Raw genomic sequence first — 16,497 nt, forward strand, 5'->3', positions numbered from 1 at the left:
GCGCCGCTGCGTCATGGGTAGCTCACCAGGTTGGCCACATTGGTGGACGAGTTGGACGGCCCGCCGCGGTCGTTGATCACGTGCCGGATCGTGCCGTTGCCGCCGAGGGAGACCGTCACCATGTTGCGGAACCGGACATCGGGCTTGTTCGGGACCTCGAAGGCGCGTTCCGCGGTCACACTGCGGTCGACGTTGAAGAAGCAGTAGCTGCCGAGCCCGTACGCCTGGTGGCTGGTCACCGAGTCGGCGACCTTGTAGGCGGCGTAGCCCTGCGTCGATCCGTTCATCCAGGCCGCCTGGTTCGGCGGGTCGTAGGGCATCTCGTTCTGGTAGAAGTACGTGCGTCCGCCGTTGCCGTTCCAGATCGTCTGGTGCTTCTGGTAGTGCTCGACGAACAGGCCGTACATGGTCACGTTGTCGCCGTTGACGATCAGTCCCGTGTCCGCTGTGTTGGTGTTCCAGCCGATGCCGGTGCCGTGGTCGCCGCGCCAGATCCACATGTGGTCGCCGATGACGTGGTCGCTGTTGACGACGAGGCTCGTGGTGGCCTTGCCGACCGCGGCGCCGCCGACGCGGAAGTACACGTCGTGCAGCGAGGTCGGGTTGGCGGCGTGCGAGGCCGAGGAGCCCGCCGGGCCGACCTCCATCAGTGTCCGCGAGTTGGTCGTGCCGGCGTCGAAGAGGACGCCCGCGATCTTCACTCCGTCGACGTCGGCGACCGTCATGGCCGTGATGCCGTTGTCGGGGATGAAGGTGGCGAGCCCGAGGCCGAGTACGACGGTGTCGGGACGTGTCACGCGCAGCGTCTGGTCGAGGTGGTAGACGCCGGGCGTGACCAGCAGGTTCTTCCCGCCGGCCAGTGCCGTGTTGATCTGCGCCGCGGTCGCTCCCGGCTTCACGACATGGAACTGGTCGATGGGCAGAGAGGTGCCGGACGCGTTCCCGTTCGCCCACGTCGTGGCCGAGGAGTCCGCCCTCAGGGCCGGGACGAACACCCGGTAGGCGCCTGCGGAGTCGACGTACAGGAACGGCTTCTCACGGACCGTCGGGGTCCGGTCCACCGTCGTGTACGGCGGGTTGGGGAACGTGGTGCCCGGGACGCCCTGGCTGCCGACGAAGACCATGTTCCAGTTCGAGCCGGTCCAGCTGCCGAGCTGGGAGTTGCGGGTCAGCCACTGCTGCTGCGTTCCCGAGCGCACCTGGCCGTCGATCTTCGTGTCCGCCATGAAGCCGCCGCTGGACCAGCCGCCGTCGCTCAGCTCCAGGTTCCCGCGCACGTGCATGCGCCGGTAACCGGACGCCTGCGAGACAGCCCAGCGGTCCGTGCCGCCGTTCGGGTTCACCGACAGGTTCTCGGCGCCGCGCCAGAAGTTCTGGGTGGCGTTCTGCGGCGGGAACCAGTCGGCCTCCACGTGCACGGCGCCGTTGATCGTCACCGCGTCGGGCGACTGGCCGAGACCGAGGACCTGGGTGTAGAAGCCGACGTTGACGTCGTTGTTGTAGGTGCCGGGCTTGAACATCACCGCGTAGCGCTGGGAGCCGAACTGGTTGGTCTCCTGCTGCTGGAAGATGGAGTTCAGTCGGCTCTGGACGGTCGACGAGGGCATCGAGGGGTCGAAGACGACCACGTTGGGTCCGAGGTCCACGTCGGTGGGCGACGTGCTCACGGGCGCCACCTGGAAGCGCTGGGCCGCTGTGCCGTTGCAGGTGTACTGCACGAGCTGCACGCTGTCGGCGGCCGAAGCCGACGGTACGTCGAGGCACTTGCCGCTGTGCCGGTTGACGAAGCGGTAGGCGCCGCCGCCCTCGTCCACGGCCTGCCACTGCTGGTTGGCACCGCCTCCGTACGTCCACAGGTGCACCTTGGCGTTGTCCGCCGTGGAGACGTCGCTGACGTCGACGACCTGCTGGGCGTCGTTGCGGTTGCCGATGCGCAGATAGCCGTCGGAGGTGGGGGTGAAACTCCACTGCTGGGCTGTGGAGTTGTTGCACGCGTACTGCTGCGCCGCGGTGCCGTTCACGGTCGCGGCGGCGCGCGCGTCGAGGCATTTGCCGCTGCCGGTGTTCACGACGGTGGTCCAGCCGGTCGGCGGTACCGCGGCCGGGCCTGTCGCGGACGGCGGCGGTGCGGCCTGGGACGCGGGAAGGGCGACGGCGGCCGAGCAGACGGCCGCTGCCGCGGCCAGTGCCGCGGTGAGCGGCCGTATCCGGCGGCGGCGCCGGAAGGGGGTACTGCCGGGGGGTGTTCTCTTCGTTGTGAACACATCTGCTCCTGTGGGGGGTGAGGACTGTGCGGGGTCCGTGCGGTGATCCCGGCCGTCAGGCCGCCCGGCGGCTCCGGTGCCCGGCCGCGGCGCGGATGATGTCCGCGTACCGGTGGCCGCTGCCCTTGACGGTCCGTTTCTGGGTCGCGTAGTCGACGTGGACGAGGCCGAACCGCTTGTCGTAGCCGTACGCCCACTCGAAGTTGTCCATGAGCGACCAGGCGAAGTACCCGGCGAGCGGTGCGCCCCTGCGCAGGGCGCGGGCGCACGCCGCGAGATGTTCCTCGAGGTACCGGGTGCGCTCCCTGTCGTCGACGGCGCCGTCCGCGCGGACCGTGTCGCGGTAGGCGGAGCCGTTCTCGGTGATGTGGATGCGCGCGACGCCGTACTCGTCGGTCAGGCGCATCAGCAACTGCTCCAGGCCGTCGGCGTGCACTTCCCAGTCCATGGCGGTCAGCCGTGCGCCGGGCGGGAGGACCTGCTTCGCGTACGGGACGGAGCCGTGGGGGTCGGCCGTGACGATCTGGCGGAAGTAGTAGTTCAGCCCCAGCCAGTCCAGCGGCGCGGCGATGGTGTCCAGGTCGCCGGGCCGCTCGGGCAGCTTCACCCCGTACAGGTCGAGCATGTCCTCGGGGTAGCCCCGGCCGAGCACGGGGTCGAGCCACCAGCGGTTGGTGTGGCCGTCGGCGCGGCGGGCGGCGGCGATGTCCTCGGCGCGTTCGGTCGCGGGCTCGATGGGGCTCAGGTTGTTGACGATGCCGACGCGGGCGTCCGCCGACGCGGCCCGGACGGCCTGCACGGCCAGACCGTGGCCGAGGTGCAGGTGGTAGGAGGCCCGCACGGCCGATGCGAGGTCGGTCAGGCCGGGGGCCATCCGGCCCTCCAGGTGGCCGATCCATGCCGAGCACAGCGGTTCGTTGAGGGTCGCCCAGTCCTTGATCCGGTCGCCGAGCCGCTCGGCGACGGCACCGGCGTACGCGGCGAAGTGCTCGGCCGTCTCGCGGGAGGTCCAGCCGCCGCGGTCCTGGAGCACCTGCGGCAGGTCCCAGTGGTACAGCGTGGCGAACGGGGTGATGCCCGCCTCCAGCAGTCCGTCCGTCAGCCGGTCGTAGAAGGCGAGTCCGGCCCGGTTCACGGGGCCGGCGCCGCCGGGCACGACCCTGGGCCAGGCGATCGAGAAGCGGTACGCGCCGACGCCGAGCCGCCGCATCAGAGCGATGTCCTCGGGCCAGCGGTGGTAGTGGTCGCATGCCTCGTCGCCGGTGTCGCCGTTCGCGACCTTGCCGGGGGTGTGGGAGAAGGTGTCCCAGATCGACGGGGAGCGGCCGTCCTCGGCGACGGCGCCCTCGATCTGGTACGCGGCGGTGGCCACCCCCCAGGTGAAGTCGGCCGGGAAGGCGTTGAGGTCGTTCACGGACTGCCCTTCTGCTGTGGTCATTTGACGGCGCCCGCGGTGAGGCCGGCGACGAGGTAGCGCTGGAGGAGGAGGAACCCGGCGACGACGGGCACGCTGACGACGAGCGAGGCGGCCATGACCTGGTTCCAGTAGACGTCGTTCTGGGTGGCGTAGCCCTGGAGGCCGACGGCGAGGGTGCGGGTGGTGTCGTTGGTCATCACGGACGCGAACAGCACCTCGCCCCACGCCGTCATGAAGGCGTAGACGGCGACCGCGACGATGCCCGGTACGGCGGCCGGGACGACGACGGTGAACAGGGCGCGCAGCGGCCCGCAGCCGTCGACCGTCGCGGCCTCGTCGAGATCGCGGGGGATGGAGTCGAAGTAGCCGATCAGCATCCAGATGGAGAAGGGCAGCGAGAAGGTCAGGTAGGTGAGGATCAGGCCGCCGCGTGAACCGTAGAAGGCGATGCCGGTGGTGTTGCCGATGTTGACGAAGATCAGGAACAGCGGCAGGAGGAAGAGGATGCCCGGGAACATCTGCGTGGACAGCACGGTGACGGTGAAGACGCGTTTGCCGCGGAAGCGGTAGCGGCTCACGGCGTACGCGGCGAAGACCGCGATGACCACGGACAGGACGGTCGCGGAGCCGGCCACGATCAGCGAGTTGACGAAGTAGCGGCCGAGCGGAACGGTGTCCCAGATGTCGATGTAGGGGCGGACGGTGAGCCCGGACGGCATCCACCGGAAGGCGCCCGTCACGTCCTGCAGTGGCTTCAGCGAGGTCGTGACCATCACGAAGACCGGCAGCAGGGCGAACGCCGTGAGGAAGGTGAGCACGGCGCGGCGCGTCCAGAGGAAGGACCGCGGCGGCGCGCTGGGCGACCTGGGTGTCCTAGGCATGTCCGTCCTTCCTTCCGCGGGAGGTCAGCAGCAGGTACACGGCCGTCACCAGCAGCAGGAAGAGCAGCAGGAGCACGGACATGGCGGAGCCGGTGCCGAAGTTCCAGGTGACGAACGACGACTGGTAGATGTGCACGGAGACGAGGTCCGCGGCCTCCGGTGCCGACTTGCCGAACAGCACGAACGGCGTGTTGAAGTCGTTGAAGGTCCACAGGAACAGCACCAGCACGAGCACCTGGTTGACCGGGCGCAGCGACGGCAGGGTGATCCTGCGGATCTGCTGCCCTATGCCGGCGCCGTCGATGGCGGCGGCCTCGTACAGTTCGCGCGGGATGTTCTGCAGTCCTGCCATGACGACGAGGAAGGCGAACGGCCAGGACTTCCAGACCGCGACCACGACGAGTGCGAGGAAGCTGTTGTCGCCGATGAGCCAGAACGACGGCTCGTCCATGAGGCCCAGTTGGTCGTGCAGGACGTGGTTGACCAGGCCGTTGTCGCGCTGGAACATGAACGCCCACGTGATGACGGCGGCGTACACCGGCAGGGCGTACGGGGTGAGGAACACGGCCCGCAGCAGGCCGCGACCGCGGAACGTGTCCTGCATCAGGACGGCGGCGCCGGTGCCCAGCAGCCAGGACAGGCCGACGGCGAGCACCGTGAAGGCGCAGGTGACGGTGAACGAGTGGAGCAGGGCGCGGCCGATCGGTGCGTCGAGGTCGACGGCCAGCCGGTAGTTGTCGAGCCCTGCCCAGGGGGCCGCGTCCCAGTTGCGGATGTAGAACTGGGTGAGCCGGCGGAAGCTCATCACGATCCCGATCGCCATGGGGACGAGATGGACGAGCAGTTCGAGCAGGACGGCCGGCAGGAGCAGGAGGTAGGGCAGGCCGCCGCGGCGGAGCCGGCCGGGGAGGCGCGGCAGCTTTCGGCGCGCCGCTTCCCCGGGCGCGCGGCTGCCGTTGCCCGCCCGGTCCACGCGGCCGGGTGTCATGGTGGCGGTCATCGGGAGGGCCTCACTGCTGCATCAGCTGCTGCGCCTTTTCCAGGCGCGCCTTGACGGACTGGGTGGTCACCGGGCGGCCGGCGGCGGCGTCGGCCCACAGGTCCTTGATCGCGGTGCCGACGGCGGTCTCGAACTGGGACTCCTGCGGGAGCGGCGCGGCGCTGGTGGCGAGCGTGTCGCGCAGCACCTTCAGATCGGGCGCGGCGAACGCGGGGTCGTCCTGCGCGGCTTTGACCGGCGGGATGGAGCCGTAGGTGGCGTTGAGGATCTTCTGCTCCTCGTCGCTGGTCATGAATTCGACGAATTTCTTCGCGCCGTCGATGTTCCTGCTGTTCTTGAAGATCGCGATGTTGATGCCGGCGACCATGGAGTTGACGTTCTTTCCGGCGCCCGGGCTGCCTGCCGGGACGGGTACGGGGGCGACGCCCCAGTCCTCGGGCTTCATGCCCTGGGCCGCGAAGGTGGAGGCGGCGGCCTGCCACAGCACCATGGCCGTCCTGCCCTTGGCGAAGTCGTTCAGCGACTGGTTCTGGGCGTACTCGGCGTTGCCCGGCGCGATGATCTTGTCCTTGGCCATGAAGTCGACGTACTGCTTGACCGCCGCGACGGCGCCGTCGGACGTGAACGCCGGCTCGCCCGACGCGTCGAAGAAGTCGGCGCCGTGCTGCTTGCCGAGGACGAACGCCTGGTGGATGTTGTTGGCCGGGTTGGCGCCCTCGGCGCCCAGCGCCCACGTGCCGTCCTTGGAGATCCGCTTCCCGACGGCGACCAGTTCGTCCCAGGTGGCGGGCGGTTCGGTGATGCCCGCGTCGGCGAACATCTTCTTGTTGTAGTAGAGCGCGTACGCCAGGGAGTACAGCGGTACGGCGGCCGGGTCCTTGCCCTCCGCGCCGGTGGAGGCCACCGCCGAGGCGACGAAGCGGTCCCGTCCGCCGATCGCCGCGAAGTTCTTCTCGTCCCACGGCAGGAGTGCGTCGGTCGCCTGGAGCGATGCCGACCAGGTGTTGCCGATGTTCAGGACGTCGGGGCCCTGGCCGGAGGTGGTGGCGGCCAGGATCCGGTTGAGCAGGTCGGACCAGGGGACGACCTCGAGTTCGACCTCGATGCCGGTCCGCGCCTCGAACTTCTTCAGCTCGGCGCCCAGGATCTTCTTGTCGGCCTCGATGCTGGGGCCCTGGTTGGAGGCCCAGTAGGTGAGGGTCTTCGGCGAGGCGTTGCTGCCCGCGCCATCGGCGGTGGTGCCGCCGCCGCAGCCGCTGACGGCGGCGAGGGCGATGACGAGGGCGATGGCGGCGGCTCTGGTACGGCGCATGAGTGGTGGCCCCTCCCCGGGGGTGGCCGCGTTCAGGAAACGAACGGACCTCCAGGACTTAATTTATGCCGTGATTTAAGAGGTGAGGGAAGGGTGCGTCAAGGGCTTGGACCGGGGTATGTTGCGGCGGGGAAGGGAGCACGATGGCGGAGCGCGACAGACGGACAGTGCGTGACCTGCGGCGGGCCAACCGCGCGCGAGTTCTGCAACGGTTGTATTTCGAGGGCCCGTTGAGCCGCCAGGAGCTGGGACCCGTCACCGGGCTGAGTTCGGGTTCCATCAGCAACGTCGTCTCCGAACTCGTCTCCGAGGGCGTGCTGGAGGAGGCCGGCAGCGTCGACTCGGACGGCGGCCGGCCGCGCACGCTGCTGCGCGTCGCTCCCGCGAGCGGGCTCCTCATCGGCATCGACATCGGGGAAACCCGCGTGCGCGTCGAGCTGTTCGACCTCGCGCTGACCGAACTGGCCCGTGCGGAACGGCCGCTGGCCCAGCACGGCTACGACGTCGACCGTGTCGTCGCCCACGTCCGTTCCGGCGTCGCCGACGTCCTGGACAAGGCCGGTGCCGGCACCGGCCCCCTGCTCGGCATCGGCATCGGCGTGCCCGGCCTCATCGAACAGTGCGCCGACGGCGCGGTCGTGCACGGCCAGACCATCGGCTGGAGCGCGGTGCCGTTGGAGCGGCTGCTGCGGGACGCCTCCGGTGTCCCCGACGGCGTCCCGCTTTTCATCGACAACGGCGCGAAGACCCTCGGCCAGGCGGAGATGTGGTTCGGCGGCGGGCGCGGAGCGGCCACGGCGGCGATCGCACTCATCGGCTCGGGGGTCGGCGCGTGCGTCGTGCACGCCGCCACACCCGGGGAGAACGCCCGCACCAGCGCGCTGGAGTGGGGCCACACGACGGTACGCGTCCGGGGCAGGCGCTGCCGCTGCGGCTCTCCCGGCTGCCTGGAGGCGTACGCCGGGGCAGAGGCCCTGCGGGAACGCTGGCACGAGGCGGGCGGCCCCCTGCCGGCCGGCGCGGACGACGAGACGGCGCTGGCCGCGCTGCTGGCCGCGGCGTACCCGGGCGAGGGCTCCGCCCCCGACCCCGTCGCGCTCTCCCTCCTCGACGACACGGCCGAGTACCTGGGCGCCGCCGTCGCGGACCTGATCAACCTGTTCCGCCCCGAACGCATCCTGCTCGGCGGCTGGGCGGGCCTCCTGCTCGGTCCGCACCTGCTGCCCGACGTGCGGCGCCACGCGGCCGGGTACGCCCTGCGCTTCGCGTCCTCGCGCACGAAGATCGAGCTGGGCCGGCTGGGCCCGGACGCCGTGACGGTGGGGGCGGCGACGCTGCCGCTGTCGGACTTCCTGTCACGGGGGGCGGGACCGCGCTGAGCGTGTCCGGGGACCGGCGGGGGGCCGGTCAGCGGCCCATGGCGAACAGGGTGCGAGGCGCCTGGAGCGACGTCGTCGCCAGGGTGGCGAGGCTGACAGGCAGACCAGGAGCGTGCCGGTCTTTCCGGCCACACGCACGGGGATCATCGCGACGACGGTGTACGCGGGCCGGCACCCGGCGATGGCCGTCACCACGGAGTCGGAGGTCCCGAGGGACCCGGCCCGCAGAAGACGCGAGGGCGCGTGCGCGGACGAGTGGCGGGACGACGCCCGGTCAGGCCCGCAGTGTTCCCCCCAAGCATCGGGCGCCGGACCTTGCGATGTGGCACGATTTCGCACGTGACCAGCACACCCGCCGCAGCGCAGCACCTGCGCGACCTCGCGCGGCTGCGCCGTGTCCGCGACCGGATCGACCGGGAGTACGCACAGCCGCTGGACGTCGAGGCGCTCGCCCGCGGCGCGAACATGTCGGCCGGGCACCTCAGCCGCCAGTTCCGGCTCGCCTACGGGGAGTCGCCGTACAGCTACCTGATGACACGGCGCATCGAGCGCGCGATGGCGCTGCTGCGTCGTGGCGATCTCAGCGTCACCGAGGTCTGTTTCGCGGTCGGTTGCTCGTCGCTGGGCACCTTCAGCACCCGCTTCACCGAGCTGGTCGGCATGCCGCCCAGCGCCTACAGGGAGCGTGCGGCGCAGGCGACCGCGGGGATGCCGTCGTGCGTGGCGAAACAGGTCACCAGACCGATCAGGAATCGAGAAGCGCGGTCCCCCGGCCCCGGCTAGCGTGACCGTCATGGACATCACGATTCACGCGAGCTTCCTCCCGCACGACGACCCGGACGCGTCCCTGGCCTTCTACCGCGACGTCCTCGGTTTCGAGGTCCGCAGCGACGTCGGGCAGGGCAAAATGCGCTGGATCATGGTCGGACCCGTCGGCCAGCCGGGCACGTCGATCCTCCTGGCGCCGCCGGCCGCCGACCCCGGCATCACCGAGGACGAGCGCCGCACCATCACCGAGATGATGGCCAAGGGCACCTACGGCTGGATCCTGCTGGCCACCCGCGACCTCGACGGCACCTTCGAGAAGGTGCAGGCCGCCGACGCCGAGGTCGTCCAGGAGCCGACCGAGCAGCCGTACGGCATCCGCGACTGCGCCTTCCGCGACCCCGCGGGAAACCTGGTCCGCATCCAGGAGCTGCGCTGACCCGTCCGAGTCACCGATTCCGCCATGGCCCTCGGACAGTCCGGGTGGCCAGTGCCGCGGCGGACGGTGCGCCGTACCCGGTGCCGCTGTCCTGAGACAAGGGCGGCCAGGCGCTGCTGACGGCCACTCCGACCGGTTCGTCGCGCACACCGGCTTCGGCCCGCGTGCGCCGGCCATGCCGCACAGCTGATTCCGCATGCCCTCGCGCCACAGCGAGGCGCGGCTCTCGCGCCCGGCGAGACGCCGGCCGACGCCGTGGACCGGGGGCAGCGGACCGTCGGCGCGACCGCCCCGACGAAAGAGAACCAGACGCTACGCTCGAAGCCGATCGGATCGGGCCGGGCGAACGAGGGAGACCGCCAAGGCGGCCCCGTTTCACAGATGGAGAGACGATGAGCATGGCCGCGAGGGACACGCAGTCGCCTGCACTGCACGTTGCCGACAGCCACGACCTGATCCGCGTGCACGGCGCGCGCGAGAACAACCTCAAGGACGTCAGCATCGAGATCCCGAAGCGCCGTCTGACGGTGTTCACCGGCGTCTCCGGCTCGGGCAAGAGCTCGCTCGTGTTCGACACGATCGCCGCGGAGTCGCAGCGGATGATCAACGAGACGTACAGCGCCTTTGTCCAGGGCTTCATGCCGACGCTGGCGCGGCCGGAGGTCGACGTACTGGACGGGCTGACCACCGCGATCACCGTCGACCAGCAGCGGATGGGCTCCGACCCCCGCTCCACGGTCGGCACCGCGACCGACGCCAACGCGATGCTGCGCATCCTCTTCAGCCGGCTCGGGAAGCCGCACATCGGCCCGCCCGGCGCGTACTCGTTCAATGTCGCCTCGGTCTCGGCGAGCGGTGGGCTCACGGTCGACCGAGGTGCCGACAAGACCAAGACGGAGAAGGTGACCTTCAGCCGCACCGGCGGCATGTGCACACACTGCGAAGGCCGGGGCACGGTCTCCGACATCGACCTCACCCAGCTGTTCGACGACTCCAAGTCGCTCTCCGAGGACCCGTTCACCATTCCCACCTACACCGGCGACGGCTGGGTGGTGCGGGTCATCACCGAGTCGGGCTTGTTCGACAAGGAAAAGCCGATCCGCGAGTACACGAAGAAGGAGCGTCACGACTTCCTCTATCGCGAGCCGACCAAGGTGAAGATCAACGGCGTCAACCTCACCTACGAGGGGTTGATCCCGAAGATCCAGAAGACCTTCCTCGCCAAGGACCGCGAGTCGATGCAGCCGCACATCCGGGCGTTCGTGGACCGGGCGGTCACCTTCACCGAGTGTCCCGAGTGCGACGGCACCCGTCTCAGTGAGCTGGCCCGGTCGTCGCGGATCGGCACGGTCAACATCGCCGACGCCTGCGCGATGGAGATCCGCGACCTGGCCGAATGGGTCCGCGGACTCAAGGAGCCGTCGGTGGCCCCGCTGCTCACCAAGCTGCAGCACACGCTCGACTCGTTCGTGGAGATCGGCCTGGGCTACCTCTCGCTCGACCGGGCCTCGGGCACGCTCTCCGGTGGCGAGGCGCAGCGCACCAAGATGATCCGCCACCTCGGCTCCTCGCTCACCGACGTCACCTACGTCTTCGACGAGCCGACCATCGGCCTGCACCCCCATGACATCCAGCGGATGAACAACCTGCTTCTGCGGCTGCGGGACAAGGGCAACACCGTGCTCGTGGTGGAGCACAAGCCCGAGACGATCGCCATCGCCGACCATGTCGTCGACCTCGGCCCCGGCGCCGGCACGGCGGGCGGCACCGTCTGCTTCGAGGGCACCCTCGACGGGCTGCGGGCGAGCGACACCGTCACCGGCCGCCACCTCGACGACCGGGCCGCGGTGAAGGAGTCGGTGCGCAAGCCGAGCGGCACGCTGGAGATCCGCGGTGCGACGGCGAACAACCTGCGACACGTCGACGTCGACATCCCGCTCGGCGTGCTCACCGTCATCACCGGCGTCGCCGGCTCCGGCAAGAGCTCGCTCGTGCACGGCTCGATCCCCGCCGACGAGGGCGTGGTGGCGGTCGACCAGGCCCCGATCCGCGGCTCGCGGCGGAGCAACCCGGCGACGTACACCGGACTGCTCGACCCGATCCGCAAGGCGTTCGCGAAGGCCAACGGCGTGAAGCCGGCACTGTTCAGCGCCAACTCCGAGGGCGCCTGCCCCACCTGCAACGGCGCCGGCGTCGTCTACACCGACCTGGCGATGATGGCCGGCGTCGCCACCACCTGTGAGGAGTGCGAGGGGAGGCGGTTCGACGCGTCGGTGCTGGAGTACCACCTCGGCGGCCGCGACATCAGCGAGGTGCTGGCGATGCCGGTGACCGAGGCCGAGGAGTTCTTCGGCGCCGGCGAGGCGCGTACGCCGGCCGCCCACAAGATCCTGACGCGGCTGGCGGACGTCGGGCTCGGCTATCTCACACTCGGCCAGCCGCTCACCACGCTGTCAGGCGGCGAGCGGCAGCGGCTCAAGCTGGCGACGCACATGGCTGAGAAGGGCGGCGTGTACGTCCTCGACGAGCCGACCACCGGCCTCCACCTCGCCGACGTCCAGCAGTTGCTCGGCCTGCTCGACCGGCTCGTCGACTCCGGCAAGTCGGTCGTCGTCATCGAGCACCACCAGGCGGTCATGGCACACGCCGACTGGATCATCGACCTCGGTCCCGGCGCCGGCCACGACGGCGGCCGGATCGTCTTCGAGGGCACCCCCGCCGACCTCGTCGCCGCCCGCTCCACCCTCACCGGCGAGCACCTCGCGGCCTACGTCGGCGCCTGACCGAGCGGCCGGCGCCGTCCGGCTACTCGAACCGCGCGGTGTCGCCCGCTCCCCTGCGGACGATCTCCGCCTCGCCGCCGGAGAAGTCGATGACCGTGGTCGGCTCGGTGCCGCAGTCGCCCGAGTCGACCACGGCGTCCACGACGTGGTCGAGCCGTTCCTTGATCTCCCAGCCCTGCGTCAGCGGCTCCTCCTCGTCGGGCAGGAGCAGGGTGCTGGACAGCAGCGGTTCGCCGAGTTCGGCGAGAAGGGCCTGGGTCACGGCGTGGTCGGGGATGCGGACTCCGACCGTCTTCTTCTTCGGGTGCAGCAGCTGGCGGGGCACCTCCTTCGTCGCGGGCAGGATGAAGGTGTAGCTGCCGGGCGTCGCCGCCTTGATCGCACGGAACACGTCGTTGTCGATCTGCACGAACTGGCCCAGCTGCGCGAAGTTCTCGCAGACGAGGGTGAAGTGGTGACGGTCGTCGAGGTTCCGGATCGACCGGATCCTGTTGATGCCGTCGCGGCTGCCCAGCTGGCACCCGAGGGCGTAGCAGGAGTCCGTCGGATACGCGACGAGCGCGCCGGAACGGATGCTGTCGGCCACACCGCTGATGACACGTCGCTGCGGATTCTCGGGGTGCACATCGAAGTACTTCGCCATCCGCCGAGTGTACGGCCCCTCCGGTCCCCGGCTCCTACCGCTGCGGGGCGGGGAAGGCCACCGGGCTGCGCTGCCCGGTGCGATTCACCGCGCGGACGCCGAAGAAGACGTTGTCCTCGGACAGGTCCACCTCGTGCCTCGTCACGTCGCCGACCCGCAGGACATGCGTCCATTCGGGTGCGGTGGTCGCGCCATGCGACCCGTCGGCACCGCCCGGCGGCCGGTTGCACGGGAGAGTGATCCGTGGCGACCATCCGGACGCTCGCGCGTGGCGTACCGGGCGGTGGGCGGCGTGCGTGGTGTGACCTGGCCCGGGACAGGTACCAGTCACGGCGGAAGGTAACGCGGCGATGTTCGGGAAAAGCAAGGCGTTCAGCAGTTTCTCGGCGAACGACCTCAGCAGTGCAAGGCAGTTCTACGGCGACACACTCGGCCTGCAGGTCGAGGAATCCGGTGCCGGGGACATGAGGATGCTGTTCCTCACCCTCGGCAGCGGGGCGCGGGTGCTCGTCTACCCCAAGGACGACCACAAGCCGGCCGACTTCACGGTCCTCAACTTCGAGGTCGACGACATCGACGCCGCTGTCGACGAGCTGGGACGTCGCGGGGTGACCTTCGAGAGGTATCCCGCCTTCGATGCGGACGAGAAGGGCATCGTGCGGGCGGGCGGCGGCCCGACCATCGCCTGGTTCAAGGACCCCGCCGGGAACGTCCTCTCCGTGCTCCAGGAGCAGTGAGGCCGGTGGGCCCGTCCGGTCACGGACGGGCCCACCGAGTGCCGCTGCGCGACGAGAGCCCCGGCCGCCGGGTGGCGGCCGGGGCAGGCTGAGGTGAGGAACGGTCAGTTGCCGTCGACGAGGTCGTGCGGCGGCACCTTGACCGTACGGGCCCCCGGCACACCGCCCAGCACGACCTTGCGGAGCGCGCTGTTGTTGCGCAGGTCGGTCTCCTTCAGCCGCTTCTCCGGATTGGCCAGCACCTGGATGTAGTACGTGCCGTTCGGGAGGCCGGTGATGTCGAAGGACTGACCGGGCAGATCCTGGGTGTAGGTGTCACCGGAGCCGACGTCGAGGACCTCGCGGACGGAGATGGAGTTCTCCTGCCCGCAGGCGGTGGACAGGTCGGTGTTCTGTGGGTGCCAGTTGGCGTTCTTCACCGTGTAGTCCACGGCGTCCGTGTTGGCCAGGCAGAACGCCTCCTTGCCGCTGCGCACCGCCTCCTTCTTGTCCGCCTTGAGGAGCCGGTAGCTGGCGAAGTCGGTGAAGTGCCAGTGCTCGTGTCCGGGGCGCGGGTCCCACTCCATGGTGCCGGTCGGGGTGTAACCGACCTGCTTCCCCTTGGCGTCGTAGAAGTACTGGTAGGCGTCCATCAGCTTCTTGCCGGGGGCGCGGAAGCCGTCCACGACGAGCTGGGCGGGGCCGGCGTTCCAGACGTTGGCGCTGAAGGCGAGGTAGTCCTTGCTGGGAACGTCGTCTCCCCCGTCGCTGATGGTGATGCCGTAGGCGGGCAGCGACCGCAGGTCGGGCTTGGGCACGTCGGGGACGGTGGCGCGTCCCGTGGGCCGCTTCGCGGCGGCCTTCGCCGCCGGGGCGCGGCGTGAACCGTCGGTCCGGCCCGCGCCGTCGCCCACCCTCGCGGCGGCGAGCCCGGCCTTCTTCAGCGCCCAGGGAAGCGCCGGAGGGGCCGGCGGGTAGGGGCCGTGACCCACGTTGTACGAGGGGCCGGCGCCGCTCGTCGCGGCCGCCGGCGGGGCGGTGCGCTGTCCCTGGTGATGCGCGTGCCCGGCGCCGTGCGACCGGTGCTCCGCGGCGCCCGCCGCACCGCCGCCCTCGTCCCAACTGCGTTCGCGCACCGTGACCTTGATCGTCTGGGGCTTGTCCGCGATGCCGAAGTGGTCGCGGTAGCGCTTCGCGATGGACACCTTGGCGGTGTACTGGCCGGCGGGCAGGTCGGCCTTGTCGGAGTAGTAGCCGGAGTACGTGTTGGAGGCCCAGCCGTTCTCGACCCCCCACACCGAGCCGAGCGTGAACGGGTTGACCGGGCAGCCCTCGGGATAGTGCGACGTGGACGGCGCGTCGGGGCGTACCCGGCCGGAGGCGTTGTTCGGGCAGAAGGCCTCCGCCTTCTTCAGCACCGTCCGGCCCGCCGTGTCGGTGACGGTGATCTCAGCGAATCCCGGCAGTCCCGAGAAGTCCTTCACCAGTCCCGCGGGAAGCGTCTTGGTCCGGGTCGTCCTGCCGTCGCGGATGATCTGCGTGGCGACGACGGGGTCCTTGTAGGACTTGCGGGTCACCTTGAGTTCGAGGGGGCCGTTCTCGGCGGTGACGTAGGTGCCGAGGTCGAGGTAGACGCCCGGTTCCTCCTTCCACGAGTCGAGGGTCACGGACGTCGACGCGGCGATGAGGCTGAGCTTCGGTGCGGGCTGCGCCCGCTTCCCGTCGGGCGCGGCGGCGACGACGCCGGCGACGACGGCGATCGCCGCGGCACCGGCGATCACCGGACGCCTGAGGCGGGCATGGGGGGTTCGGGTCATCATTCCTCGTTCTCGTTCTCTGACGTGGGTGAGGGACGGTGGACGATCCCTCGCGCGGACCGGTCGGGCGGCCGGGGCCGCATACCGGTCCGGGCGTGGTGACGAGGTCGCGAAGGTGTGTCTGTGCGGTGAGAGGGGTGTGAGGGGCAGGCGGTTGTCTGCGGATGCGTGTGCGGCGGATCGTTGGCCGAAATCCGCTCCCCTGGCATGCGATCCGGTCGTCGTGGCCTCGTTCTCCCGCTACCGGCGTCGTGCCTGTGGTACTCGGACGCGGCCCCATGGCTCCGGACGGTGCCGTGCGATCCTTAGCACATGGTCGGCGAGAGCAATCACGAGCGGGTGCGCCTGAGTTACGACACGGTGGCCGATGAGTACCTTGCGCGGATCGCGGACGAGCTCGACCGCAAACCGTTGGACAGGGCGCTCCTGGCAGCGCTCGCCGAGGAGGCCGGCCCCGGTGCGCCGGTCGCGGATCTGGGCTGCGGGCCCGGACATGTGGCGGCATGGCTCGCGGACCACGGCGTCCGGCCGGTGGGGATCGACCTCTCCCCCGCGATGGTCACGATCGCCCGCCGCGAACACCCGGGGACGGAGTTCCGGGAGGGCGACATCCTGCGCCTTCCCGCGGCGGACGGAGAGTTCGGCGCGGTCGTCGCGCTGTACTCCGTCATCCACCTCCAGCCCGGCGAACTGCGCCCCGCCTTCGAGGAGATGCGCCGCGTACTGAAGCCCTCCGGTCTCCTCCTCGTCGCCTTCCATCGCGGTACCGAGGTCCGCCACCTCGCCGAATGGTGGGGGCACGACGTGGACGTGGATTTCCACTTCTTCACGACCGAGACGGTCGCGGAAGCACTGCGAGGTGCCGGTTTCGCCGTCCGGGCGACGCTGGAGCGGAGCCACTACCCCGAGGAAGCGGCGACCGACCGCGTGTATGTGATGGCCCGTCCGTCCTGAGGTCCCGCATTCCGGCGGAGGGACAACGGCGTCCAGCGGATATCTGCGCAGCCGAACACGTGGTGTCAGGCAGTTGACGTATCGTCGGCACCGGGCAGGCCCGTCCGTGCGCGGGGAGCACGACGTC

Annotated in this window: 13 protein-coding genes; 6 read left to right on the top strand and 7 right to left on the bottom strand. The window is 70.2% G+C overall.

Annotated elements, in window-relative coordinates; all coding sequences use genetic code 11:
* Positions 1-11: 11 nt before the first annotated feature.
* The 5 genes from ACF08N_RS27305 to ACF08N_RS27325 all read right to left on the bottom strand — a co-directional run bounded on the left by ACF08N_RS27305 (position 12) and on the right by ACF08N_RS27325 (position 6,874).
* The gene (locus ACF08N_RS27305) at positions 12-2,186 is read right to left on the bottom strand and encodes an RICIN domain-containing protein (RefSeq protein ID WP_392327393.1); all 2,175 of its coding nucleotides are present in this window, start codon (positions 2,184-2,186) and stop codon (positions 12-14) included.
* 133 nt (positions 2,187-2,319) lie between these two features.
* Positions 2,320-3,678, bottom strand: coding sequence for a GH1 family beta-glucosidase (locus tag ACF08N_RS27310; RefSeq protein ID WP_392327394.1), 1,359 nt, complete (start codon positions 3,676-3,678; stop codon positions 2,320-2,322).
* A gap of 20 nt (positions 3,679-3,698) precedes the next feature.
* Positions 3,699-4,562: a carbohydrate ABC transporter permease gene (locus tag ACF08N_RS27315; RefSeq protein ID WP_392327335.1), complete on the bottom strand. Its 864-nt coding sequence runs from the start codon at positions 4,560-4,562 to the stop codon at positions 3,699-3,701.
* Positions 4,555-5,562 (bottom strand): carbohydrate ABC transporter permease, encoded by a 1,008-nt coding sequence (locus tag ACF08N_RS27320; RefSeq protein ID WP_392327336.1) that lies wholly within the window; start codon positions 5,560-5,562, stop codon positions 4,555-4,557. Before ACF08N_RS27320 ends, ACF08N_RS27315 begins: the two co-directional genes overlap by 8 nt.
* 10 nt (positions 5,563-5,572) lie before the next feature.
* Positions 5,573-6,874, bottom strand: a complete 1,302-nt coding sequence (locus ACF08N_RS27325) for an ABC transporter substrate-binding protein (protein WP_392327337.1) — start codon at positions 6,872-6,874, stop codon at positions 5,573-5,575.
* A 143-nt stretch (positions 6,875-7,017) separates the two neighbouring features.
* Between ACF08N_RS27325 and ACF08N_RS27330 the strand changes: the two genes are divergently transcribed.
* The 4 genes from ACF08N_RS27330 to ACF08N_RS27345 all read left to right on the top strand — a co-directional run bounded on the left by ACF08N_RS27330 (position 7,018) and on the right by ACF08N_RS27345 (position 12,240).
* Positions 7,018-8,253 carry an ROK family protein gene (locus tag ACF08N_RS27330; RefSeq protein ID WP_392327338.1) on the top strand — a complete coding sequence of 412 codons (1,236 nt, stop codon included), beginning with the start codon at positions 7,018-7,020 and terminating at the stop codon, positions 8,251-8,253.
* A gap of 339 nt (positions 8,254-8,592) precedes the next feature.
* The gene (locus ACF08N_RS27335; protein WP_392327339.1) at positions 8,593-9,036 is read left to right on the top strand and encodes a helix-turn-helix transcriptional regulator; all 444 of its coding nucleotides are present in this window, start codon (positions 8,593-8,595) and stop codon (positions 9,034-9,036) included.
* A gap of 10 nt (positions 9,037-9,046) precedes the next feature.
* Positions 9,047-9,457 carry a VOC family protein gene (locus ACF08N_RS27340; RefSeq protein ID WP_392327340.1) on the top strand — a complete coding sequence of 137 codons (411 nt, stop codon included), beginning with the start codon at positions 9,047-9,049 and terminating at the stop codon, positions 9,455-9,457.
* Positions 9,458-9,849: 392 nt separating this feature from the next.
* A complete protein-coding gene (locus ACF08N_RS27345; protein WP_392327341.1) occupies positions 9,850-12,240 on the top strand; it encodes an ATP-binding cassette domain-containing protein in 2,391 nt (796 codons plus the stop codon).
* A 22-nt stretch (positions 12,241-12,262) separates the two neighbouring features.
* Here the strand turns inward: ACF08N_RS27345 and ACF08N_RS27350 are convergent, their stop codons facing one another.
* Positions 12,263-12,883 carry an L-threonylcarbamoyladenylate synthase gene (locus ACF08N_RS27350; protein WP_392327342.1) on the bottom strand — a complete coding sequence of 207 codons (621 nt, stop codon included), beginning with the start codon at positions 12,881-12,883 and terminating at the stop codon, positions 12,263-12,265.
* 350 nt (positions 12,884-13,233) lie between these two features.
* Between ACF08N_RS27350 and ACF08N_RS27355 the strand changes: the two genes are divergently transcribed.
* Positions 13,234-13,620, top strand: a complete 387-nt coding sequence (locus ACF08N_RS27355; RefSeq protein ID WP_392327343.1) for a VOC family protein — start codon at positions 13,234-13,236, stop codon at positions 13,618-13,620.
* 104 nt (positions 13,621-13,724) lie between these two features.
* On the opposite strand, the gene ACF08N_RS27360 is transcribed toward ACF08N_RS27355, so the two are convergent.
* The gene (locus ACF08N_RS27360; RefSeq protein ID WP_392327344.1) at positions 13,725-15,419 is read right to left on the bottom strand and encodes a lysyl oxidase family protein; all 1,695 of its coding nucleotides are present in this window, start codon (positions 15,417-15,419) and stop codon (positions 13,725-13,727) included.
* A gap of 309 nt (positions 15,420-15,728) precedes the next feature.
* Here ACF08N_RS27360 and ACF08N_RS27365 point away from each other — a divergent pair, with 309 nt between their 5' ends.
* Positions 15,729-16,370, top strand: a complete 642-nt coding sequence (locus tag ACF08N_RS27365) for a class I SAM-dependent methyltransferase (protein WP_392327345.1) — start codon at positions 15,729-15,731, stop codon at positions 16,368-16,370.
* The last annotated feature ends 127 nt before the right edge of the window (positions 16,371-16,497 follow it).

The organism is Streptomyces sp. NPDC015127, assembly GCF_043080095.1.
GTDB lineage: Bacteria > Actinomycetota > Actinomycetes > Streptomycetales > Streptomycetaceae > Streptomyces.